General features: G+C 59.6%; 18 protein-coding genes. 9 read left to right on the top strand and 9 right to left on the bottom strand.

Features of this window, described 5'->3' with window-relative positions; all coding sequences use genetic code 11:
- Window positions 1-36: 36 nt before the first annotated feature.
- From cysG to ftsK, 6 genes are all read right to left on the bottom strand, one after another.
- Window positions 37-1,431 (bottom strand): siroheme synthase CysG, encoded by a 1,395-nt coding sequence (gene cysG, locus AC3A5O_RS07585; protein WP_305467612.1) that lies wholly within the window; start codon window positions 1,429-1,431, stop codon window positions 37-39.
- Window positions 1,432-2,712 carry a serine--tRNA ligase gene (gene serS / locus AC3A5O_RS07580; RefSeq protein WP_122568520.1) on the bottom strand — a complete coding sequence of 427 codons (1,281 nt, stop codon included), beginning with the start codon at window positions 2,710-2,712 and terminating at the stop codon, window positions 1,432-1,434.
- A gap of 15 nt (window positions 2,713-2,727) precedes the next feature.
- Complete coding sequence (gene crcB / locus AC3A5O_RS07575) at window positions 2,728-3,102, bottom strand: fluoride efflux transporter CrcB (RefSeq protein ID WP_018608522.1); 375 nt, start codon at window positions 3,100-3,102, stop codon at window positions 2,728-2,730.
- On the bottom strand, window positions 3,099-4,424 hold the full coding sequence (locus AC3A5O_RS07570) for a replication-associated recombination protein A (RefSeq protein WP_122568519.1): 1,326 nt from the start codon (window positions 4,422-4,424) through the stop codon (window positions 3,099-3,101). The genes crcB and AC3A5O_RS07570 overlap by 4 nt, the downstream gene beginning before the upstream one ends.
- Window positions 4,425-4,637: 213 nt before the next feature.
- Entirely contained in the window at window positions 4,638-5,261 is a 624-nt protein-coding gene (lolA, locus tag AC3A5O_RS07565; RefSeq protein WP_305467615.1) for an outer membrane lipoprotein periplasmic chaperone LolA, read from the bottom strand.
- Between the two features lie 58 nt (window positions 5,262-5,319).
- Window positions 5,320-7,725 carry a DNA translocase FtsK gene (gene ftsK / locus AC3A5O_RS07560; RefSeq protein ID WP_122568516.1) on the bottom strand — a complete coding sequence of 802 codons (2,406 nt, stop codon included), beginning with the start codon at window positions 7,723-7,725 and terminating at the stop codon, window positions 5,320-5,322.
- Window positions 7,726-8,043: 318 nt separating this feature from the next.
- On the opposite strand from ftsK, the gene trxB reads away from it, so the two are divergent.
- The 4 genes from trxB to infA all read left to right on the top strand — a co-directional run bounded on the left by trxB (window position 8,044) and on the right by infA (window position 10,869).
- On the top strand, window positions 8,044-9,003 hold the full coding sequence (trxB, locus tag AC3A5O_RS07555; RefSeq protein WP_122568515.1) for a thioredoxin-disulfide reductase: 960 nt from the start codon (window positions 8,044-8,046) through the stop codon (window positions 9,001-9,003).
- 79 nt (window positions 9,004-9,082) lie between these two features.
- The gene (aat, locus tag AC3A5O_RS07550) at window positions 9,083-9,763 is read left to right on the top strand and encodes a leucyl/phenylalanyl-tRNA--protein transferase (protein ID WP_305467617.1); all 681 of its coding nucleotides are present in this window, start codon (window positions 9,083-9,085) and stop codon (window positions 9,761-9,763) included.
- Window positions 9,764-9,820: 57 nt separating this feature from the next.
- Window positions 9,821-10,528: an arginyltransferase gene (locus AC3A5O_RS07545; RefSeq protein WP_053123176.1), complete on the top strand. Its 708-nt coding sequence runs from the start codon at window positions 9,821-9,823 to the stop codon at window positions 10,526-10,528.
- Between the two features lie 122 nt (window positions 10,529-10,650).
- Complete coding sequence (gene infA / locus AC3A5O_RS07540) at window positions 10,651-10,869, top strand: translation initiation factor IF-1 (RefSeq protein ID WP_002553999.1); 219 nt, start codon at window positions 10,651-10,653, stop codon at window positions 10,867-10,869.
- A 343-nt stretch (window positions 10,870-11,212) separates the two neighbouring features.
- Here the strand turns inward: infA and clpA are convergent, their stop codons facing one another.
- Both clpA and clpS read right to left on the bottom strand, forming a co-directional pair.
- On the bottom strand, window positions 11,213-13,483 hold the full coding sequence (gene clpA / locus AC3A5O_RS07535; protein ID WP_024616766.1) for an ATP-dependent Clp protease ATP-binding subunit ClpA: 2,271 nt from the start codon (window positions 13,481-13,483) through the stop codon (window positions 11,213-11,215).
- 29 nt (window positions 13,484-13,512) lie between these two features.
- Window positions 13,513-13,875 carry an ATP-dependent Clp protease adapter ClpS gene (gene clpS, locus AC3A5O_RS07530; protein WP_003180089.1) on the bottom strand — a complete coding sequence of 121 codons (363 nt, stop codon included), beginning with the start codon at window positions 13,873-13,875 and terminating at the stop codon, window positions 13,513-13,515.
- A gap of 227 nt (window positions 13,876-14,102) precedes the next feature.
- On the opposite strand from clpS, the gene cspD reads away from it, so the two are divergent.
- The gene (cspD, locus tag AC3A5O_RS07525; RefSeq protein WP_122568512.1) at window positions 14,103-14,372 is read left to right on the top strand and encodes a cold shock domain-containing protein CspD; all 270 of its coding nucleotides are present in this window, start codon (window positions 14,103-14,105) and stop codon (window positions 14,370-14,372) included.
- An 81-nt stretch (window positions 14,373-14,453) separates the two neighbouring features.
- Here the strand turns inward: cspD and icd are convergent, their stop codons facing one another.
- Window positions 14,454-15,710, bottom strand: a complete 1,257-nt coding sequence (gene icd, locus AC3A5O_RS07520; RefSeq protein ID WP_053123183.1) for an NADP-dependent isocitrate dehydrogenase — start codon at window positions 15,708-15,710, stop codon at window positions 14,454-14,456.
- A gap of 483 nt (window positions 15,711-16,193) precedes the next feature.
- Between icd and AC3A5O_RS07515 the strand changes: the two genes are divergently transcribed.
- The 4 genes from AC3A5O_RS07515 (at window position 16,194) to AC3A5O_RS07500 (ending at window position 22,045) form a co-directional block, all read left to right on the top strand.
- The gene (locus tag AC3A5O_RS07515) at window positions 16,194-18,419 is read left to right on the top strand and encodes an NADP-dependent isocitrate dehydrogenase (RefSeq protein ID WP_305490788.1); all 2,226 of its coding nucleotides are present in this window, start codon (window positions 16,194-16,196) and stop codon (window positions 18,417-18,419) included.
- A 597-nt stretch (window positions 18,420-19,016) separates the two neighbouring features.
- Window positions 19,017-19,898, top strand: coding sequence for a hypothetical protein (locus AC3A5O_RS07510; protein WP_487753025.1), 882 nt, complete (start codon window positions 19,017-19,019; stop codon window positions 19,896-19,898).
- Window positions 19,899-20,473: 575 nt separating this feature from the next.
- Window positions 20,474-21,391 (top strand): hypothetical protein, encoded by a 918-nt coding sequence (locus AC3A5O_RS07505; protein WP_487753024.1) that lies wholly within the window; start codon window positions 20,474-20,476, stop codon window positions 21,389-21,391.
- Between the two features lie 207 nt (window positions 21,392-21,598).
- Window positions 21,599-22,045, top strand: coding sequence for an NUDIX hydrolase (locus tag AC3A5O_RS07500; protein WP_122568507.1), 447 nt, complete (start codon window positions 21,599-21,601; stop codon window positions 22,043-22,045).
- Window positions 22,046-22,096 lie beyond the last annotated feature (51 nt).

Genomic DNA, 22,096 nt, shown 5'->3' with positions numbered 1-22,096 from the left:
GCGAGCTTGCTCGCGATTGGAGGCGACACGGTCTTTCTAGACCTGCCCCTGAGCCCCTTCAAACCACGCCAGTTTCTCGCGCAGTTGCACCACTTCCCCAACGATCACCAGCGTCGGCGCATGCACCTCGTGCTCGGCCACCAGCCGTGGCAAGTCCGCCAAAGTGCCGGTAAACACCCGTTGGTTGGACGTCGTACCCTGCTGGATCAACGCCGCCGGCGTATCCGCCGCGCGACCGTGCTTGATCAGCTCGTTGCAGATCATCGGCAAGCCGACCAAGCCCATGTAGAACACCAGCGTCTGCGCCGGCGACACCAAGTCTGCCCACGGCAAGTCGCTGGTGCCGTCCTTGAGATGGCCAGTGATGAAACGCACCGACTGGGCGTAGTCGCGATGGGTCAGCGGGATCCCGGCGTAGGCCGCGCAACCACTGGCGGCGGTGATGCCCGGGACGACCTGGAACGGGATGCCATGGGCCGCCAGCTCTTCGATCTCCTCGCCACCACGGCCGAAGATGAACGGATCGCCGCCCTTCAATCGCACCACACGCTTGCCCTGGCGGGCCAGGTCCACCAATTGCTGGTTGATCTGATCCTGGGGTACGGCGTGGTCGGCGCGGCGCTTGCCGACGTAGATGCGTTCAGCGTCGCGCCGGCACAGTTCGAGGATTGCCGGTGCCACCAGGCGGTCGTACAGCACCACGTCCGCCTGCTGCATCAAGCGCAAGGCGCGGAAGGTCAGCAGGTCCGGATCCCCCGGCCCGGCTCCCACCAAGTAGACTTCGCCCGGCGCGTTCGGCGCCTGGCCGTCGATCTTTTCCCGCAGCAAGCGCTCGGCTTCGCCGCCCTGCCCGGCCAGTTGGCGGTCGGCGATAGGGCCTTGGAACACCTCTTCCCAAAACGCCCGGCGCTGCTGGACATCGGGAAACAGTTGCTTGACCTGATTGCGAAAGCGCGCCGCCAGCCCGGCCAGTTGCCCGTAGGTCGATGGAATCCAGGTTTCCAGCTTGGCCCGGATCAGCCGCGCCAGCACCGGCGCATCCCCGCCGCTGGACACCGCGATCACTAATGGAGAGCGGTCGACAATCGCCGGAAAGATCACGCTGCACAGGGCCGGCGCGTCCACCACGTTGACCGGCACGCAACGCTTGTGGGCGTCGGCCGAGACCTGGGCATTGAGCGGTTCGTCGTCGGTGGCGGCAATGATCAGCCCGCACCCGTCCAGATCCGTCTCGAGGTAACCGCGCTGGACACACTCGCCGCCGCTGCCACTGACCAGCTCCCGCAACTGCGGTTCGATGTCGGGTGCGACCACCCGCAGCAACGCGCCGGCATCGGCCAGCAGGCGGGACTTGCGCAAGGCAATCTCCCCGCCGCCAACCACCAGCACGCGGCTGCCGCGCAGGTTGTGGAACAGTGGCAAATAGTCCATTTAGCCGATGACCTCGATGCCGCCCATGTAGGGTTTCAACACCTCGGGTACCCGGATCGAACCGTCGGCCTGCTGGTAGTTTTCCAGCACTGCCACCAAGGTCCGGCCCACCGCCAGGCCGGAACCGTTGAGGGTGTGGACCAGTTCCGGCTTGCCGGTTTCCGGGTTGCGGAAACGCGCCTGCATGCGGCGGGCCTGGAAGTCGCCGCAGTTGGAGCACGAGGAAATCTCGCGGTATTTGTCCTGGCTCGGGATCCAGACTTCCAGGTCGTAGGTCTTGACCGCGCTGAAGCCCATGTCGCCGGTGCACAGCGCCAGGGTGCGATACGGCAGTTCCAGCAGTTGCAAGACTTTCTCGGCGTTGGCGGTCAGGCTTTCCAGGGCTTCCATGGACTTCGAAGGCTCGACAATCTGGACCATCTCGACTTTGTCGAACTGGTGCTGGCGGATCATGCCGCGGGTATCACGGCCCGACGCCCCGGCTTCACTGCGGAAGCACGGCGTGTGGGCGACGAACTTGATCGGCAGTTGCTTGGCGTCGACGATCTCGCCAGCGACGATGTTGGTCAGCGAGACTTCGGCGGTCGGGATCAGGTACAGGTCAGCCTCGCCGTCGCGGCTGATCTTGAACAGGTCTTCCTCGAACTTGGGCAACTGGCCGGTGCCTTGCAGCGCCGGGGCCTGGACCAGGTACGGCGTGTAGGCTTCTTCGTAGCCATGCTCAGTGACGTGCAGGTTGATCATGAACTGCGCCAGGGCCCGATGCAGACGGGCGATCGGCCCACGCAGCAGGGCGAAACGGGCGCCCGACAGCTTGGCGGCGGTTTCGAAGTCGAGCCAACCGAACTTCTCGCCCAGGGCCACGTGGTCCTGCACCGGGAAATCGAAGGTTGTCGGCGTGCCCCAGCGGCGCACTTCGACGTTGCCGTCTTCGTCTGCACCGACTGGCACCGATTCGTGAGGCAGGTTCGGGATGCCCAGCAGGATCGAATCCAGCTCGGTCTGGATCGCGTCCAGCTCGACCTTGCCGGCACTCAATTCGCCCGCCATGCGCTCGACATCGGCCATCAGCGGCGCGATGTCTTCGCCACGCTGCTTGGCCTGACCGATGGACTTGGAGCGCGCGTTACGTTCAGCCTGCAGGGCTTCGGTGCGGGTCTGGACGGTCTTGCGCTGTTCTTCCAGCGCTTCGATGCGCGCGACGTCCAGGGCAAAGCCACGGGAAGCCAGGCGGTCCGCTACGTCCTGAAGGTTGCTACGTAACAGTTTGGAATCGAGCATGTCGGTCTCTCGTTATCAAAGTTTGGTCAGGGACAGGCCGGCCCACGTGGCGAGCAGCCCGCCGAATACGCTGATGGCCGCATAGCCCAGGGCCAGCGGCACCTGCCCGCTTTCCAGCAGGCGCACCGTATCCAGTGAAAAGGATGAAAAAGTCGTCAGGCCGCCGAGAAAGCCGACCATCAGCCCCGCGCGTACCTCGATGGGCACTTCCGGGCGAATCAAAAACAGACCGTATAGAACGCCGATCAGCAGACAGCCCACGATATTAACGGCCAGCGTCGCGGTATAGAAGTGCCGGGGCCAATTTGCGTTGATCCAGTTGCCCGTGGCGAAACGCAGTAACGTGCCGGCGACGCCGCCAGCGGAAACAGCCAGTATCAAGGGGATCAAGGTTTTCTCCGCTGCCGTGGACTCAAGCGGTCCAGTTGCGCCAAGTGGTTGAGCTTCTCGCCGATCTTCAGCTCAAGGCCACGAGGCACCGGCTGATAGAAGCGCTGGGGTTCAAGTTCATCAGGAAAATAGTCTTCGCCGGCGGCATAAGCGTCCGGCTCGTCGTGGGCGTAACGGTATTCTTCGCCATAGCCCAACTGCTTCATGAGCTTGGTCGGCGCGTTGCGCAGGTGCAGCGGCACTTCGAGGGAACCGTGCTCGGTGGCGCTGCGCATCGCCGCCTTGAAGCCCATGTACACCGCATTGCTCTTCGGCGCGCAGGCCAGGTAAGTGATGGCCTGGGCCACGGCGAGCTCACCTTCCGGGCTGCCGAGGCGCTCCTGCACGTCCCACGCCGCCAGGCACAGGCTCAGGGCCCGGGGGTCGGCGTTGCCGATGTCTTCGCTGGCCATGCGCACCACCCGGCGCGCCAGGTACAGGGGATCGCAGCCGCCGTCGATCATGCGCGCAAACCAGTACAAGGCCGCGTCGGGGTTGGAGCCACGGATGGATTTGTGCAGCGCCGAAATCTGGTCGTAGAACGCCTCGCCGCCCTTGTCGAAACGCCGGCGGGTATCGCCCAACAGGCTTTGCAGCAGTTCGACGCCAATCTCACTGTCGTCTTCGGCCAGGTCCGAGGCGTTTTCGAGCAGGTTGAGCAAGCGCCGGCCATCGCCATCGGCGGCGGAAAACAGGATCTGGAAGCCTTCATCGCTAAGGCTCAACTGCCGCTTGCCCAGGCCGCGTTCCTCGGTCAGCGCACGGTGCACCAGCTTACGCATCGCCGTTTCGTCGAGACTCTTGAGCACATAGACCCGCGCCCGCGAGAGCAAGGCGTTGTTGAGTTCGAACGAAGGATTTTCAGTGGTGGCGCCGATGAAAATCAGCGTGCCGTCTTCGACGTAGGGCAGGAAGGCGTCCTGCTGGGATTTGTTGAAGCGGTGCACTTCGTCGACGAACAGGATGGTGCGTTTGCCGTACTGGCCGGCCTGCTGCTTGGCCACTTCCACCGCCTGGCGGATCTCCTTGACCCCGGCCAGCACCGCCGACACCGTTTCGAAGTGGGCGTCCGAGACTTCCGCCAGCAGTCGCGCCAGGGTGGTCTTGCCCACGCCCGGCGGGCCCCAGAAGATCATCGAATGCAGCGCGCCCTGCTCCAGCGCTTCGCGCAGGGGCTTGCCGCGGGCGAGCACATGTTCCTGGCCGACGTACTCATCCAGGTTGGTCGCGCGCAGGCGGGCGGCCAATGGCTGGGCAATCGGGGCGCTTCGAAACAGGTCCATCACTACTTGTGCAACCTCCACTGGGTCCTGGTGCCGATCCTCTCTGCCGGAGCAGATCTGTGGGAAGTGGTCTGTGGGAGCAAGGCTTGCCCGCGATTGCATCGCCTCGGTCTATCAGATGCACCGAGGTGTGTCTGTATTGCGGGCAAGCCTTGCTCCCACAGATCTGCTCCCACAGACCATTTCCCACAGCCTTTTCCCACCGGGCTTTGTTTATTCCTGGATCACATCCGCACCCTTGGGGATGTCGAACTTGAACTTGGACGCGGCGATCGGCTCGTTGGCCTTGACCCCGGTGAACAGGATATTGGTGCGCTGGCCGACACTGTCGATCAGTTGCATGTCGTTGACAAGGCCATTGCGGAACGACAGGCGCAGGCTGTCGAACAGGCTGTCCTTGGTCTTGGGCTTGAGGGTGAAGTCAATCACGCCGCCCGCCTCTTTGGAGCTGATGTCGAAGCTCTGGCTGATCTTGGAAACGTCACCGGAGAGCAGCAATGCCGGGGTCTGGGTCAGGCGCTGGTCGAGGGTCTTGATGGTGACCTGCTCCAGGTCCGGGTCCCACAGCGAGACTTTCTTGCCGTCGGAAACCATCAGTTGTTCGGCCGGTGCATCGGTGTGCCAGTAAAACAGGCCTGGACGCTGCAGGGCCATGTCGCCGGCAGTTTCCTGCAACTGGGTGCCGCTGCCGTCGAGGGTCAGTTGGGAAAAGCGTGCCGTCAGGGTCTGGGAACGCTCCAGCAACTGGGTCAGGCGGGCCACGTCCTTTTCATCGGCGTGGGCCGACAAGGTGGTCAGGGTCAGTACGGGCAACAGCAACATGCGAATCAGGCGCATGGGAGTCCTCATGAAGTCGTGGAGGGTCGAGCGGCGCTTCAGCAGGCCGCCCGGGTCATTAGTCGCGCATCGGGCCCGGCGCCAGTACTTCGCGCGAGCCGTTGGTGTTCATGGCCGTCACCACCCCGGCCATTTCCATGGCTTCGATCATGCGGGCGGCGCGGTTGTAGCCGATCTTCAGCTTGCGCTGAACGGCGGAAATCGAGGCCCGGCGGCTCTCCAGGACGAACTGCACCGCTTCGTCATAGAGCGCATCGGTTTCAGCATCGTCGTCACCGCCGCCACTGCTGCCCTCGAAACCGCTGCCGGCTTCTTCGACACCGTTGAGGATATCGTCGTTATATTCAGGGGCGCCGCGCAACTTCCAGGCCTCCACCACGCGGTGCACTTCGTCGTCGGAAACGAATGCACCGTGGACACGGATCGGCAGGCTGGTACCCGGCGGCATGTAGAGCATGTCACCATGACCGAGCAACTGCTCGGCGCCGCCCTGGTCAATGATGGTCCGCGAGTCGATCTTGCTCGACACCTGGAACGCCATTCGGGTCGGGATGTTCGCCTTGATCAGGCCGGTGATCACGTCCACCGACGGCCGCTGCGTGGCGAGAATCAAGTGGATACCGGCCGCCCGAGCCTTCTGGGCGATACGGGCGATCAGCTCTTCGACCTTCTTGCCGACGATCATCATCATGTCGGCGAATTCGTCCACCACCACCACGATGGTCGGCAACTTGTGCAGCAGCGGCGCTTCATCGTGGATATTTTCGCGGTGATACAACGGATCGCTCAATGGCGTACCGGCCTCTTCGGCTTCCTTGACCTTGGCGTTGAAGCCCGACAGGTTGCGCACGCCCATCTTCGCCATCAGCTTGTAACGGCGCTCCATCTCGGCGACGCTCCAGCGCAAGGCGTTAGCGGCGTCCTTCATGTCGGTGACCACCGGGCACAGCAGGTGCGGAATGCCTTCGTAGATCGACAGTTCGAGCATTTTCGGGTCGATCATGATCAGCTTGGCGTCTTCCGGGCCAGACTTGAACAGAATCGACAGGATCATCGCGTTCACCCCCACCGACTTACCGGAACCGGTAGTACCGGCCACCAGCAGGTGGGGCATCTTCGCCAGGTCGGTGATGACCGGCTTGCCGCCGATGTCATGGCCCAGGGCCAGGGTGACCGGCGATTTGTGGTTGTCATACTCAGGCGTCGACAGCACTTCAGAGAAGCGCACGATCTGCCGGTCTTCGTTGGGAATCTCGATACCCACGGTGGTCTTGCCGGGAATCACTTCCACCACCCGCACGCTGGTCACGGCCAGGGAACGCGCCAGGTCCTTCGCCAGGTTGGCGATGCGACTGACCTTCACGCCGGCGGCCGGCTGGATTTCGTAGCGGGTAATCACCGGGCCCGGGTGGATCGAGTCCACCGACACCTCGACGCCGAACTCCTTGAGCTTGATCTCCAGCAAATGGCCGACGGCCGCCAGGGATTCAGGGGAATAGTTGAGCTGTTTCTTCTCGGCCGGGTCCAGGATCGAGATCGGCGGCAAGGTGCCTTCCACCGCACTGTCGACGAACAGCGGCGCTTGTTTCTCTTTCTGTACGCGCTTGCTTTGCTCCGGCGGCTTGGCCGGGGCCATGGTGATGACCGGCGGCACCTGCTTCTCGCGCTCGGACATGTGCTTGCTCAACGCCTGCTCACGCTCGATCAGGCGCTCCTTGACCTTGGCCTGCTCGCGCTTGTCCGGCGTCGTCGGGGCCACCACGTCGTGGACCCGGTCGTCGACTTCACGCAGTTGCGCCACCAGTTGCTTACGCTCGGTGCGCGCCGCCCACCAGCGGTTCATGGCGCCCTGGATCAGTTCGATCAGGTCGAGGGTGATCTTGCCGGTGACGTCCATGACCTTGAACCAGGACAGGTCGGTGAATACCGTCAGGCCGAACAGGAACAGGGCGATGAACAACAACGTGCTGCCCTGGATGTTCAGGGCGTTCCTGGCCAGGTCGCCGAGGCTTTCCCCCAGCGCCCCGCCCGCCCCGGCCGGCAAGCCGGTGGGCGCATGGAAATGGATATGGGCCAGCGCGGCCCCCGACAGCACCAGGAACACCAGGCCGATCAGGCGCCAGGAGAACAGCCAGCCGCTCCACTGCCACGGTTCATGGCGCTGACGGAAGATCTGGTAGGCCTTGATCGCCAGCAGCAACGGGAAAATGTAGGCGAAATAGCCCAGCACCATGAACAGGATGTCGGCGCTGTAGGAACCGGCCGGACCGCCGAAATTCTGCACGTCGTCGATCTTGCTGTTATGGCTCCAGCCCGGATCGTCCTTGCCGTAGGTCAGCAGGGCCATCATCAGGAACAGGCACAGGGCACCGATGGCGATCAATGCACCTTCCTTGAGCCGGTAGTGCAATTGCTGGCGCCAGAGCGGAACGACTGGTTTAGGTGATGCGGTGGATTTCTTCAAAACGCTTCTTTTCCTGCGCCAATGGCGCGTCCATCTGTTGAATGACTATAAAAAACTGCCCATGACGAGCAGGTAAAAAAGTGAATGTGCACAACCGGTACTACTTTTACCACTGTGAGGTGCATCCAGAAAACTGCAGGCGTGGCCGAAAATTTGATCTTTAGCCCATCCTGCGTTCAAAACCCAAGCATTGTACGGGTTTGTCGACGCCAAGGCATTGCCCGCTCGCTGAGTGACAGCATCGCCGGATACAGGGTGCACAAGCGCCAATTGGACCATGCATTCTCTTTTGTGACAAAGGCTTATGAGGTGTTTTTTATGAGCGAAGTGAAGCATTCACGCCTGATCATTCTCGGTTCCGGCCCCGCGGGGTACAGCGCGGCGGTCTATGCCGCCCGCGCCAACCTCAAACCCGTAGTCATTACTGGCGTGCAGGCCGGTGGCCAGCTCACCACCACCGTGGAAGTCGATAACTGGCCCGGCGATGTCGAAGGCCTGACCGGCCCGGTTCTGATGGAGCGCATGCAGCGGCACGCCGAGCGTTTCGACACGCAGATCGTCTACGACCATGTTCACACGGCCAAGTTGCAGCAGCGCCCGTTTGAATTGATCGGCGACAGCGGTACCTACACCTGTGATGCGCTGATCATTGCCACCGGCGCCTCGGCCCAGTACCTGGGGCTGCCCTCGGAAGAAAGCTTCGCCGGCAAAGGGGTTTCCGCGTGCGCGACCTGCGATGGTTTTTTCTATCGCAACCAGGTGGTGGCGGTGGTCGGCGGCGGCAATACCGCGGTCGAGGAAGCCCTGTACCTGTCGAACATCGCCAGGGAAGTGCACCTGATCCACCGCCGCGACAAGCTGCGCGCCGAGAAAATCCTCCAGGACAAACTCTTCGAAAAGGCCACCAGCGGCAATATCAAGCTGCACTGGAACCAGAACCTGGATGAAGTCCTGGGCGACGCCAGCGGCGTGACCGGCGCGCGCCTGCGGCACAGCGAGACCGGCGAAACCAGCACCTTGTCCCTCGCCGGGGTGTTCATTGCCATCGGCCATAAACCCAACACCGATCTGTTCCAGGGCCAGTTGACGATGCGCGACGGCTACCTGCTCGTGCGCGGCGGCAGCGAAGGCAACGCCACCGCGACCGCTATCGAGGGCGTATTCGCCGCAGGTGATGTGGCCGACCATGTCTATCGCCAGGCGATCACCTCCGCCGGCGCCGGCTGCATGGCCGCACTCGACGCGGAGAAGTATCTCGATGACATCCCTGCCGTTTGACGGTTAACCTTCCCGGCGGGTACTCGCTGACGGGCGAGACCCGCATCCGCCGCCCTCCCCTTCTACAAGCCGGACACTCATGCTGACTTGGTTACAACGCAACAGCCTCGAATTCCCGCCACTGGCAAAAGCCATGCGCGATCCCAACGGATTATTGGCCGCCGGTGGCGATCTATCCGCCGACCGGCTGATCCAGGCCTATCGCCACGGCTGCTTCCCGTGGTTTTCCGAGGGGCAACCGATCCTGTGGTGGTCGCCGGACCCACGCACGGTGTTGTTTCCCGACGAACTGCATGTATCCCGCAGCCTGGGCAAACTGTTGCGCAAGCAGCGCTATAAAGTGACGTTCGATCGGGATTTTGCCGCGGTCATCCAGGCCTGCGCCGCGCCGCGGGACTATGCCGACGGCACGTGGATCACCGACGCCATGCAAACCGCTTATCTGGAACTGCACCGACGCGGCTTTGCCCATTCGGTGGAAGTCTGGGACCAGGGGGTGCTGGTGGGCGGCTTGTATGGCTTGGCCATGGGGCAGCTGTTCTTTGGCGAGTCCATGTTCAGCCGGGCCGACAATGCGTCGAAATTCGGCTTCGCCACTCTGGTCCAACACCTCAAGGCCGCCGGTTTCGTGCTGATCGACTGCCAGATGCCCACCGAGCACCTGCACAGCCTGGGTGCACGGTCGATCCCACGCAGTGAATTTGCCGATTATCTAAAGGCACATCTGGACCAACCCAACCATGCGACATGGGTTTGCTGAGCGACATTCGCGCTCCTGGCTTACAATTAAATTCAAAGCTTATCCCGAGGGTCGATCATGACCGAGTTGGCGCGTTTGAAGTTCTATGCCACTCAGCCCCACTCTTGCAGTTACCTGCCGGAGGAGCAGGCCACGACGCTGTTCCTCGACCCTAGCCAGCCCATGGATGTGCATGTCTACGCAGACCTGTCGGAAATGGGCTTTCGTCGTAGCGGCGATCACCTTTATCGGCCCCATTGCCAACACTGCAACGCTTGCGTCCCGGCGCGCATTCCCGTGGCGCAATTTTTACCCAATCGCCAGCAGAAACGCATTTTCAAGCGCAACGCCGACCTTCAGGTCCGCCCAGCCAAGCCGCAGTTCACCGAAGAATACTTCGACCTGTACCAACGCTACATCGAACAACGCCACGCCGACGGCGACATGTACCCGCCCAGTCGGGATCAGTTCTCGACGTTCCTGGTGCGTGACCTGCCGTTTTCCCGCTTCTATGAGTTCCGGCTGGAGGGGCGACTGGTCGCCATCGCCGTGACGGACCTGCTGCCCAACGGCCTTTCAGCGGTGTACACCTTCTATGAGCCGGAAGAAGAACGGCGCAGCCTGGGGCGCTTTGCCATTCTCTGGCAAATCAACGAAGCCCGGCGCCTGGGACTGGAAGCGGTGTACTTGGGCTACTGGATCAAGAACTGCAAGAAAATGAACTACAAGACCCAATATCGCCCGATTGAATTGCTGATTAACCAGCGATGGGTCGTCCTGAGTTAGAACCCTTCGGCTTAAAAGCTAGAACCCCTTGGCTTGCCCCCCCTTTTTCGGGCACAATGCACGCCGCTTTTGCCTGGCGCAGTTGCACCGGGCCATTCACTGGATACCGAGGGCTTTACTGCATGTCGAAAGAAGACAGCTTCGAAATGGAAGGCACTGTCGTCGACACCCTGCCCAACACCATGTTTCGTGTGGAGTTGGAAAATGGGCACGTCGTAACCGCGCATATCTCCGGCAAGATGCGCAAGAACTACATTCGTATTCTTACCGGTGACAAAGTGCGCGTCGAGCTGACGCCCTATGACTTGAGCAAAGGGCGCATCACTTACCGCGCTCGCTAACAAGTCAATACAAGACGCCCGGCTGATGCCGGGCGTTTTTGTTTGTGGGAGCTAAGCTTGCTCGCGATAGCGGAGCATCAGACAACATCGATGTCGACTGAACCGACGCCATCGCGAGCAAGCTCGGCTCCCACAGGGACTTGGCGGTAGAACGCCAATCTTGTGCCTTACCCAAACAAACTGTGAGCGAGTTTGCTCGCGATAGCGGTGGGTCAGCTTGCATCGATGCTGAGTGTGCCGCCGCCATCGCGAGCAAGCTCGCCCCCACAAGGGGGCGATTGGCGTGAGTCTGGAACAGCAAAAAGGCGCCTTTCGGCGCCTTTTGCTTTATTGCTATTAACGGTCAGGCCATTTCGGCCGTGGTTTCGAAGTCGAAGGTCAGTTCGCCGTCCTTGATGTCGATGTGAACCACACCGCCATGTTCGGCCAGCTCGCCAAAGAGGATCTCCTCCGCCAGTGGACGCTTGATCTTGTCCTGGATCAAGCGAGCCATCGGCCGCGCGCCCATCGTTACATCGTAACCGCCTTCGGCCAGCCAACTGCGGGCCGCATCGGTCACCTCCAGCAACACACGCTTGTCTTCGAGTTGCGCCTGAAGTTCGGTAAGGAACTTGTCCACCACGCTCTTGATGACTTCATGGCTGAGGCGACCGAACTGGATAATGGTGTCCAGGCGATTGCGGAACTCAGGCGTGAAGCTCTTCTTGATCACTTCCATCGCATCGGACGAGTGGTCCTGATGGGTGAAACCGATCGAAGCGCGAGCCGCGGTTTCGGCACCGGCGTTCGTGGTCATGATGACGATCACGTTGCGGAAATCCGCCTTGCGCCCGTTGTTATCGGTCAGCGTACCGTGGTCCATCACCTGCAGGAGCAGATTGAAGACTTCCGGATGCGCCTTCTCGATCTCGTCGAGCAGCAATACGCAGTGCGGTTGCTTGGTGATGGCTTCGGTCAACAGGCCGCCCTGGTCGAAACCGACATAGCCCGGAGGCGCACCGATCAGACGCGACACGGTGTGGCGCTCCATGTACTCGGACATGTCGAAGCGCACCAGCTCGATGCCCATCGCCTTGGCCAATTGCCGCGCCGCCTCGGTCTTGCCGACACCGGTAGGACCGGCGAACAGGAACGAGCCCACCGGCTTGTCCGGCGACTTGAGACCGGCGCGGGACAGCTTGATGGCGGTCGACAGCGAGTCGATGGCCGCATCCTGGCCGAACACCGTCAGCTTCAGGTCACGCTCCAGGTTACGCAGCAGTTCCTTGTCGGAACTGGTGACGTGCTTGGGCGGAATCCGCGCGATTTTCGCCACGATATCCTCGACCTGAGGCACTTCGATACGCTTGACGCGTTTCTCCACGGGTTGCAGGCGCTGGTAGGCACCCGCTTCGTCGATGACGTCGATGGCCTTGTCCGGCATGTGCCGATCGTTGATGTAGCGCGAGGCCAGTTCAGCCGCCGCGCGCAGGGCTTCATCGCTGTATTCGATGTTGTGGTGCAGCTCGAATCGTCCTTTCAGGCCGCGCAGGATGCCAATGGTGTCTTCCACCGAAGGCTCCGACACATCGACCTTCTGGAAACGCCGAGCCAAGGCACGGTCTTTCTCGAAGATCCCGCGGAATTCCTGGAACGTGGTCGAGCCGATGCAACGGATATCACCCGAGGACAGCAGCGGCTTGAGCAGGTTCGACGCATCCATGACCCCGCCCGACGCCGCCCCGGCACCGATGATGGTGTGGATTTCGTCGATGAACAGGATCGCCTGCGGACGTTTTTTCAGTTCGCCGAGCAACGCCTTGAAGCGCTTCTCGAAATCACCGCGGTATTTGGTACCGGCCAGCAAGGCACCCAGGTCAAGGGAATACACCACGCTGTTGGCCAGCAGGTCCGGCACCTGGTTGTCGACGATGCGCTTGGCCAGGCCTTCGGCAATCGCGGTCTTGCCCACGCCCGCCTCGCCCACCAGCAATGGGTTGTTCTTGCGACGTCGGGCCAGGATCTGGGCCACGCGCTCGACTTCCGCCTCGCGCCCGACCAGCGGATCGATCCGCCCCTGGCGCGCCAGTTCGTTCAGGTTGCTGGCATAGGCATCCAATGGGTTGCCTGAAGAAGAAGACTCACCGCCCTCGTCGTCCTGCATATCCTGCTCACCCTCGGAATGATCGCCATGCCCCGGCACCTTGGAGATGCCATGGGCGATGTAGTTGACGACATCGATACGCGCAACGCTCTGCTGCTTGAGCAGGAACACCGCTTGGCTTTCCTGCTCGCTGAAGATGGCAACCAGCACGTTGGCGCCGGTGACTTCACGCTTGCCCGAGCTCTGTACGTGGAAGACAGCACGCTGCAGGACACGCTGGAAGCCCAGGGTTGGCTGGGTTTCGCGATCCTCGTCATGCACGGGGATCAATGGCGTGGTGGAGTCGATGAACTCCTGCAGATCATGCTTGAGTTTATCGAGGTTCGCGCCGCAGGCACGCAAAACGGTGGCGGCAGCCTCGTTATCCAATAGGGCCAGCAGCAGGTGTTCGACAGTCATGAATTCATGACGCTTCGAACGAGCCTCCTTGAAGGCAAGATTGAGGGTGACTTCGAGCTCGCGGTTTAACATAGCTTCACCTCATACCCAAGTGGTCGGCGTTAACCGTCCTTCTCGATTTCACAGAGTAGCGGATGCTGGCTTTCCCGGGCGTACTGGTTGACCTGCATGGCCTTCGTCTCGGCGATGTCGCGGGTAAACACTCCACATACTGCCCGTCCCTCTGTATGGACGGCCAGCATGACCTTGGTCGCCAGCTCACGATTCAGGTTAAAAAACACCTCGAGCACTTCGACGACGAAATCCATCGGTGTGTAGTCATCGTTGAACAAAACCACCTTGTACATCGGTGGCGCCTGTAATGCGGGCTTTGCTTCCTGAACAGCAATGCCTGCGGAATCGTCGTCGTGTAGATCCGGGCGATCCTGATTGAATGTTAGTCGAATCTGGCTGACTGCATGCATGGAAAGAAAGGTTCGTTTAGTTGGCGAATACAGTGATGGGGGCGCTTGTGGGCGATTTCAACCACGACCACCGGAGCCACCTTGACTATCGGGAAAACGGTGTTACAACCAATAGAGCCCATCGTGGGTTAAAAAGGTCCGTGGAATCTATCCTGTTAACAAGATTAGCCTGCGGATGGACTGGATGATACTCCAGTGATGGAGTGCGTTGCAGAGGGAAATGGGTTATGTCGCTCGTCAAGAATGGCAGGGTTAAATGGTTCAACAACGCCAAGGGCTTTGGTTTCGTTATCGTCGACGGGGTGGATGAAGACCTTTTCGCCCATTACTCAACCATCCAGATGGAGGGCTATAAAACCCTGAAAGCCGGGCAGCCGGTGACTTGCGAAGTCATCCAGGGACCCAAGGGCCTGCACGCCACCAACATCAAGGTAATCGTCGTCGAAGACGCCGCCCCCCTTGTTCATACCCATGCCAGGGTCACCGAGCCCCATTGACCGATCATCACCGCCCTGCATGATATGAAAATGCCCGGCTCGATCACTCTAGCCGGGCATTCGCGCTGAGCGCCGATTCGCTTACATGTGCGAGATCAGGGCATCACCGAAGCCCGAGGACGACACCAGCTTGGCGCCCTCCATCAGCCGTTCGAAGTCATAGGTCACGGTCTTGGCCGAAATCGCGCCATTGGTGCCCTTGATGATCAGGTCGGCCGCTTCGGTCCAACCCATGTGGCGCAGCATCATTTCCGCCGACAGGATCAGCGAGCCCGGGTTGACCTGGTCTTTGCCGGCATACTTGGGCGCAGTACCGTGGGTGGCCTCGAACATCGCCACGGTGTCGGACAGGTTGGCGCCCGGCGCGATGCCGATACCGCCCACTTCCGCCGCCAAGGCGTCGGACAGGTAGTCACCGTTCAGGTTCAGGGTGGCGATCACGTCATATTCAGCCGGACGCAACAGGATCTGCTGCAACATCGCATCGGCGATGGCGTCCTTGACGATGACGTTCTTGCCGGTCCGCGGGTTCTTGAACTGCATCCACGGCCCGCCGTCGAGCAGGGTCGCACCGAACTCTTCGGCCGCCACTTCGTAGGCCCATTCCTTGAAGGCACCTTCGGTGAACTTCATGATGTTGCCTTTATGCACGATGGTCAGCGAATCGCGATCGTTGTCGACCACATATTGCAGGGCCTTGCGAGCCAGGCGCTTGGTGCCCTGCTTGGAAACCGGCTTGACGCCGATGCCGCAATCCTCGTCGAAACGGATCTTGGTCACGCCCATTTCTTCTTTCAGGAACTTGATGACCTTGGTGGCTTCGGCCGAACCGGCCTTCCACTCGATGCCGGCGTAGATATCCTCGGAGTTCTCACGGAAGATCGTCATGTCCACGTCGCCAGGCTTCTTGACCGGGCTTGGCACGCCTTCGAACCAGCGCACCGGGCGCAGGCAGACATACAGGTCGAGCTGCTGGCGCAGCGCTACGTTCAACGAACGGATACCGCCACCGACCGGCGTGGTCAGCGGGCCCTTGATGGACACCACGTAGTCCTTGACCGCGTCCAGGGTTTCCTGGGGCAGCCAGGTATCCTGGTCGTAGACCTGGGTCGCTTTCTCACCGGCATAGACTTCCATCCAGGAAATCTTGCGCTTGCCGCCATAGGCCTTCTGAACCGCAGCGTCCACAACCTTGATCATGACCGGACTGATATCGACGCCAATGCCGTCGCCTTCGATGAAGGGGATGATCGGGTTGTCGGGAACATTAAGAGAATGGTCTGCATTGACGGTGATTTTGTCACCGACGGCTGGAACCTGAATCTTTTGATACCCCATGCTGAACTCCATTGCTTGGATTGAACATCTGGCTGCGTTCGAGCGTACCCCAGTTGAATCGGCGCGCAAACCCTACGTTAGGCCCATCAGCGGCAAAGTCTTGCACTTCGCCGCGTACAACCTGCGAAAACCAAGGGAAAAGCGCCAAACATGAGCATAGTTTGCCCCAGGGGTACTGCGACGTTTAGACCAATGGACGTGTACGGAAGTCTATGAACCATCGGCAGATCGCCAGCTACCTATGTATAATGCCGCCGCTGACCACAGGGTCACGACGGCTGACGGCTCTATCACAGGACTTTCCGCCAACTTAAAAGCCGGACCGTTACCGCGGCCCGACCGCTTGACGCTCGACTGATGCACCCAACATCACCGCGAAGAAACCTCGACATTCGGCTCACGGATGACTTTGAACGAACGCGCTTACCCGGCGCCCCTCGAGTTTCTGCGCATGCTTTAGCAAAGAAGAGAGTTAATCCGAATATGCCCACCCGCTCGAAGATCATCTACACCTTCACCGACGAAGCGCCTGCCCTCGCCACCTATTCGCTGCTGCCGATCGTCGAAGCCTTTACCGCTTCGGCCGATATCGCCGTGGAAACCCGCGATATCTCCCTCGCGGGGCGCATCCTGGCCAGCTTCCCCGAGCAACTGGGTGACAAAGCCGTAGCCGACCACCTCGCCGAACTGGGCGACCTGGCCGTTACGCCAGAAGCCAACATCATCAAGCTGCCGAACATCAGCGCCTCGGTGCCGCAACTGCAGGCCGCGATCAAGGAATTGCAGGCCCAGGGCTACGCACTGCCGGACTACCCGGAAACCGTGACCAGCGATGCCGAGAAAGATGCACGCGCCCGTTACGACAAGGTCAAGGGCAGCGCCGTGAACCCGGTCCTGCGCGAAGGCAACTCCGACCGTCGCGCGCCGCTGTCGGTCAAGAACTACGCTCGCAAGCACCCGCACAAGATGGGCGCCTGGGCCGCGGACTCCAAGTCCCACGTGGCCCACATGAGCACCGGCGATTTCTACGGCAGCGAAAAAGCCGCCCTGATCGACGCCGCCGGCAGCGTGAAAATCGAGCTGATCGCCCAGGACGGCACCGCCACTGTCCTGAAGGAAAAAACCACCGTACAAGCCGGTGAGATCCTCGACTGCGCAGTGATGAGCAAAAACGCCCTGCGCGACTTCATCGCCGCTGAAATCGAAGACGCCAAGCAAAAAGGCGTGCTGCTGTCGGTTCACCTCAAGGCCACCATGATGAAGGTCTCCGACCCGATCATGTTCGGCCAGATCGTTGCCGAGTTCTATAAAGACGCCTTGGCCAAGCACGCTCAAGTGCTGGAGCAGATCGGCTTCAACCTGAACAACGGCATCGGCGACCTGTACGCCCGCATCAAGGCCCTGCCGGCCGAGCAGCAGGCGCAGATCGAAGCCGACATCCAGGCGGTCTACGCGGCGCGCCCATCCCTGGCGATGGTCAACTCCGACAAAGGCATCACCAACCTGCACGTGCCGAGCGACGTGATCGTCGACGCCTCGATGCCGGCCATGATTCGTGACTCCGGCAAGATGTGGGGCACCGATGGCCAGTTGCACGACACCAAGGCTGTGATCCCGGATCGCTGCTACGCCACCATCTACCAGGCGGTGATCGAAGACTGCAAGCAACACGGCGCCTTCGACCCAACCACCATGGGCAGCGTGCCGAACGTTGGCCTGATGGCCAAGAAAGCCGAGGAATACGGTTCCCACGACAAGACCTTCCAGATCAAGGTCAACGGCGTGGTGCGCGTTTCCGACAGCAACGGCCGCACTCTGCTGGAGCAGAACGTCGAGGCTGGCGATATCTTCCGCATGTGCCAGACCAAGGACGCGCCGATCCAGGATTGGGTCAAACTGGCCGTCAACCGTGCCCGCGCCAGCAGCACCCCGGCGATCTTCTGGCTGGACCCGATGCGCGCCCACGACGGCGTGGTCATCGAGAAAGTCCAGACCTACCTGAAGGACCACGACACCAGCGGCCTGGACATCCGCATCATGTCGCCGGTCGACGCGATGAAGTTCACCCTGGGCCGCACCCGCGAAGGCAAGGACACCATCTCGGTGACCGGCAACGTGCTGCGTGACTACCTGACCGACCTGTTCCCGATCATGGAACTGGGCACCAGCGCCAAGATGCTGTCGATCGTGCCGCTGATGAACGGCGGCGGCCTGTTCGAAACCGGCGCCGGCGGCTCGGCACCCAAGCACGTCCAGCAGCTGCTGGAAGAAAACTTCCTGCGCTGGGATTCCCTGGGCGAGTTCCTGGCCCTGGCCGCGTCCCTCGAGCACCTGGGTGTGACCTACAACAACCCGAAAGCCCTGGTGCTGGCCAAGACCCTGGACCAGGCTACCGGTGAGTTCCTGGACCGCAACAAATCGCCATCGCGCAAGGTCGGCGGCATCGACAACCGCGGCAGCCACTTCTACCTGACCCTGTTCTGGGCTCAGGCACTGGCCGCCCAGGACGACGACGCAGCCCTCAAGGCCCAGTTCGCGACCCTGGCCAAGACATTGACCGACAACGAAGAAAAAATCGTTGCCGAACTCAATGCCGTCCAAGGCAAGCCCGTGGACATCGGCGGTTACTACTTCGCCAACCCGGAGCTGACCAGCAAGGCCATGCGCCCAAGCAACACCTTCAACGCGGCGATCGCTGCGCTGGTATAAAGTTGTAAGGAAGCACCACGAACCCCGGCCTTGTGCCGGGGTTTGTGTTTCCGGCATTTACACCATTCATCAGACAGAACCCGACCCTGTGGGAGCGAGCTTGCTCGCGATAGCGATGTAGCATTCAACATTGATATTGACTGACCCACCGCTATCGCGAGCAAGCTCGCTCCCACAGTTGACCGTGCTTGACTATTGAATCGAGGACACTTGCTGTCCACGGACCGTGCGTTAGAGAGACTGCTTGACAGCGTCAGGAGGCAGCCTAGGCTCAATGGCATCGTTCTAAGTACGCCCTCTTCACTGAAGGCGCATGAAATAGACCATGAAGGCTGAAGGCCCCGGCGTGACCCAAACACGCTCCTTTCACCTTTTGGGATGCGGGATGTCTCGGCAAGAGAACGAGAGAGCGTCGGATCAGGTGTCATTCTGAAACTGGAAGGGCCTGCAGCAGTGTCGACCTCAAGTGGAGCGAAACCGGGTTGCTGAAATCGCCTACGTAGCGATAGCAATCCGTGTACAAGGTTTGAGTTTTTTCAACGAACAACAAGCGCTGACAACTCATCACCTGACTCGCGCACATTGAGGAAACACCTAATGAAAAAAAAAGCGCAAGTAACCATACCTGCTCAACGGCACTTCTCTATTGGGAACTGGAGCTTTCTGGAGCTGACAGTTTCCCCAACCCTATATGCTAGAGATCGCGACAACGAACCCTTTGCATATCGCGAAATAAATAAGCTTAGCTCTTCGGGTGGAAGATACTCTACAGATGTTCGCACCAATGACCATGGCCAGAGATACAGCTACGCCACCGCCTCCCATGAATTACTGTTTAAAAGCGCATCTGCCGAATACAGATTCAATGCGAACAAATTCGGAAACCAAGTCACCTACTCAACCAGCTCACCGGGCGCCTCCGTCGAAGCTTTTTATTGGATCTTCGATGATTTTCTACGCGTGATTGAACTTACGATGCGTAAACCAGATGATCCCGTCGACCATAAAATAGATGAGTCCAACAGGGAGTACGAAGTTCAGCTCAACGGTCAGATCATTCAATGTTCTACAGGGGACCCTGTGCATCCCGCTCCTAAAAAAAAGGTGTCACAAATCGTTATCGCAGACACGGATAGATTTTCTTTTTTATCCAATGTAAATCTCTATTTTTCGGGCTGCGATGTATACCAAGAATATCCGCCAGAAAAAATAAAAAAGGTTGACCGACACGGCGAGGGCAATCCCAGCGCGGCCACCGATTACTACCTCACACCGGACAAGGGCTATCCCCCTGGCATCACAATTCTTACTATAAAAGACGGGTTCTCGGAAGCAACGGCTGTCGTCGAGTTCGATCACGACACATTCAATAAACAGGTAACCGTGACCATCAAATCGTTCACCAGCAGACTGTGTGACATCCGAGACTTTTCATACCTCGAACAATACTTTCCCAATGCGATATGTATCGCGCTTTAAGGATCTCCGGATCTTGCACCCGCCTGCGGGACTTGCTCGGGACGGCGAGTGGTCATTCATTATCGACTGACCCACCGCTATCGCGAGCAAGCTCGCTCCCACAATGGCCCAATTCCAATCTGAGAAATAAAGGCCCCCATGAACTGGCAATCCCACATTACCGCCCCCCCCCCTCGCTGAGGACCAAGGCCGTTTTCAGATGACGTGGATGCAACGGCAGACGGGTGGCGGCCAACGCATAGCAAGATAGGGGCATTGTTCCTGTGCGCGGCATCAGCTTGACAGAATCAGGAGGCAGCCTAGGCTTGACAGCATCGTTCTAAGTACGCCCTCTTCACTGAAGGCGCATGAAATAGACCATGAAGATTGAAGGCCCCGGCGTGACCCAAACACGCTCCTTTCAGCCTTTTGGGATGCGGGATGTCTCGGCAAGAGAACGAGAGAGCGTCGGATCAGGTGTCATCCTGATTACCTAAAGATGTAGCGACCTCAAGCGGAGCGAAACCGGGTTGCTGAATCCGCTACGTAGCGATAGCAATCCTTGTCCAGGGTTTGAGTTTTTCAGCGAGCAACACATGCTTAAAACTCAGCACCCAGCTCATACACTGAGGGTCCACATTGTGAAGAAGAATGCGCAAATTACTATGACCGCTCAAATGCCTTTCAGCATTGCAAATATCGACAATCAACAGCTGCTAGGCTCTCCCGCCCTATACAAGAGAGAGGGCCAGGGCGAGCCTTTTGAATATCCTAAAGTAGATGAATTCACCGATACGTATACCCTTTACTGCTCTACAGATGTTCGCCACAACGACCACGGACAGAGATACAACTACATCACAGCTTCCCAAGAGCTTCTATTTAAAAGCGCACATGCCGAATACAGATTCAATTTGAACAAATTTGGAAACCAGGTCACCTATTCAACCAATTCTCCAGGTGCTAGCGTCACGGCCAATCCTTGGATTTTCGATGACTTCTCCATGAAAATTCAGCTTGAAATGCGTGAGCCAGGTACAAAGGCCGACCGAAAGACAGATAAGACCAACAGGCGACTCGAGGCCCAGACTGACGATCAGGTCCTTCAATATGCTTCAAACGACCCCGTGCATCCTGCTCCGCAAAAAAAGGCCTCACAAGTCGTTATCAAAAACACAGATAAATTCTCGCTGCTATTCAATGTCAACCTCTATTTCTCGGGCTGCGATGTATACCAAGAGTTCCCTCCAGGTGAAATGCACAAAGTTGACAAACGAGCTGGGGCATCTACCGACTGCTACCTCACACCGGAAAAGGGTTATCCACCAGGAGTCACAACCCTGACGATAAAAGATGGATTTTCGGAGGCAACCGCCATCGTCAAATTTGACCACGACGCATCAAAAAAACAGGTCACCATGACAATCGAATCATTTACGAGCAAGCTTTGTGACATCCGAGACTTCTCACTCAGCAACAAACCATTTCCGAATGCGATATGCATTGCTCTTTAAGGATGATCAGAACCCGCACAGGCCTGCGAAGGGCTACTGCAATTTACGTTCAAGACCAGCCTCGCTGAAAAGGAGGACGTAATTGCCTGTAGGGGCCCTTGCTCGGGACGGCGATCCATCATTCATTTAATATCGACTGATCCACCGCCATCGCGAGCAAGCTCGCTCCCCCAGTGGCCCATATTCCAATCTGAAAATAGAGACCCCATGGACTGGCAACCCCACATCACCGTCGCCACCATCGTCGAAGACCACGGCCGCTTCCTGATGGTGGAAGAATCCAAAGGCGGACGCGCTGTACTCAACCAGCCCGCCGGACACCTGGACCCCAACGAAACGCTGATCGAAGCCGCCGTGCGCGAAACCCTGGAAGAAACCGGCTGGGACGTCGAGCCCACCGGCGTGGTGGGCATTTATCTGTACACCGCCCCCAGCAACGGCGTGACGTACCAGCGGGTCTGTTTCGCCGCCAAGGCCTTGAAACACCACCCTGAGTATCAACTGGACGACGGCATCCTCGGCGCCAGATGGCTGAGCCGCGACGAACTGCTCGAACAGCGCGAGCACTGGCGCAGCGAGCTGATCATCCGCTGCATCGACGATTATCTGGACGGCCACCACCACAGTCTGACGCTGATCCGTCCTTCTCTTTAGCCTTGCGCGCCCGGGCCTGATAGAATCGCGTCCTTTTTCAAGACACTCATT

Source organism: Pseudomonas sp. Soil_N_39, from assembly GCF_057655955.1.
Note: the sequence above shows the minus strand (reverse complement) of the source record. Positions and strands in the feature narration are given on the sequence as shown.

Bases quoted from the DNA above. Each gene is read 5' to 3' on its own strand.
- serS (WP_122568520.1), bottom strand. From the start codon at position 2,712: ATGCTCGATTCCAAACTGTTACGTAGCAACCTTCAGGACGTAGCGGAC.
- AC3A5O_RS07505 (WP_487753024.1), top strand. From the start codon at position 20,474: ATGCTTAAAACTCAGCACCCAGCTCATACACTGAGGGTCCACATTGTG.
- lolA (WP_305467615.1), bottom strand. From the start codon at position 5,261: ATGCGCCTGATTCGCATGTTGCTGTTGCCCGTACTGACCCTGACCACC.
- icd (WP_053123183.1), bottom strand. From the start codon at position 15,710: ATGGGGTATCAAAAGATTCAGGTTCCAGCCGTCGGTGACAAAATCACC.
- clpA (WP_024616766.1), bottom strand. From the start codon at position 13,483: ATGTTAAACCGCGAGCTCGAAGTCACCCTCAATCTTGCCTTCAAGGAG.
- trxB (WP_122568515.1), top strand. From the start codon at position 8,044: ATGAGCGAAGTGAAGCATTCACGCCTGATCATTCTCGGTTCCGGCCCC.
- aat (WP_305467617.1), top strand. From the start codon at position 9,083: ATGCTGACTTGGTTACAACGCAACAGCCTCGAATTCCCGCCACTGGCA.
- AC3A5O_RS07570 (WP_122568519.1), bottom strand. From the start codon at position 4,424: ATGGACCTGTTTCGAAGCGCCCCGATTGCCCAGCCATTGGCCGCCCGC.
- AC3A5O_RS07510 (WP_487753025.1), top strand. From the start codon at position 19,017: ATGAAAAAAAAAGCGCAAGTAACCATACCTGCTCAACGGCACTTCTCT.
- cspD (WP_122568512.1), top strand. From the start codon at position 14,103: ATGTCGCTCGTCAAGAATGGCAGGGTTAAATGGTTCAACAACGCCAAG.
- AC3A5O_RS07515 (WP_305490788.1), top strand. From the start codon at position 16,194: ATGCCCACCCGCTCGAAGATCATCTACACCTTCACCGACGAAGCGCCT.
- AC3A5O_RS07545 (WP_053123176.1), top strand. From the start codon at position 9,821: ATGACCGAGTTGGCGCGTTTGAAGTTCTATGCCACTCAGCCCCACTCT.
- clpS (WP_003180089.1), bottom strand. From the start codon at position 13,875: ATGCATGCAGTCAGCCAGATTCGACTAACATTCAATCAGGATCGCCCG.
- AC3A5O_RS07500 (WP_122568507.1), top strand. From the start codon at position 21,599: ATGGACTGGCAACCCCACATCACCGTCGCCACCATCGTCGAAGACCAC.
- cysG (WP_305467612.1), bottom strand. From the start codon at position 1,431: ATGGACTATTTGCCACTGTTCCACAACCTGCGCGGCAGCCGCGTGCTG.
- infA (WP_002553999.1), top strand. From the start codon at position 10,651: ATGTCGAAAGAAGACAGCTTCGAAATGGAAGGCACTGTCGTCGACACC.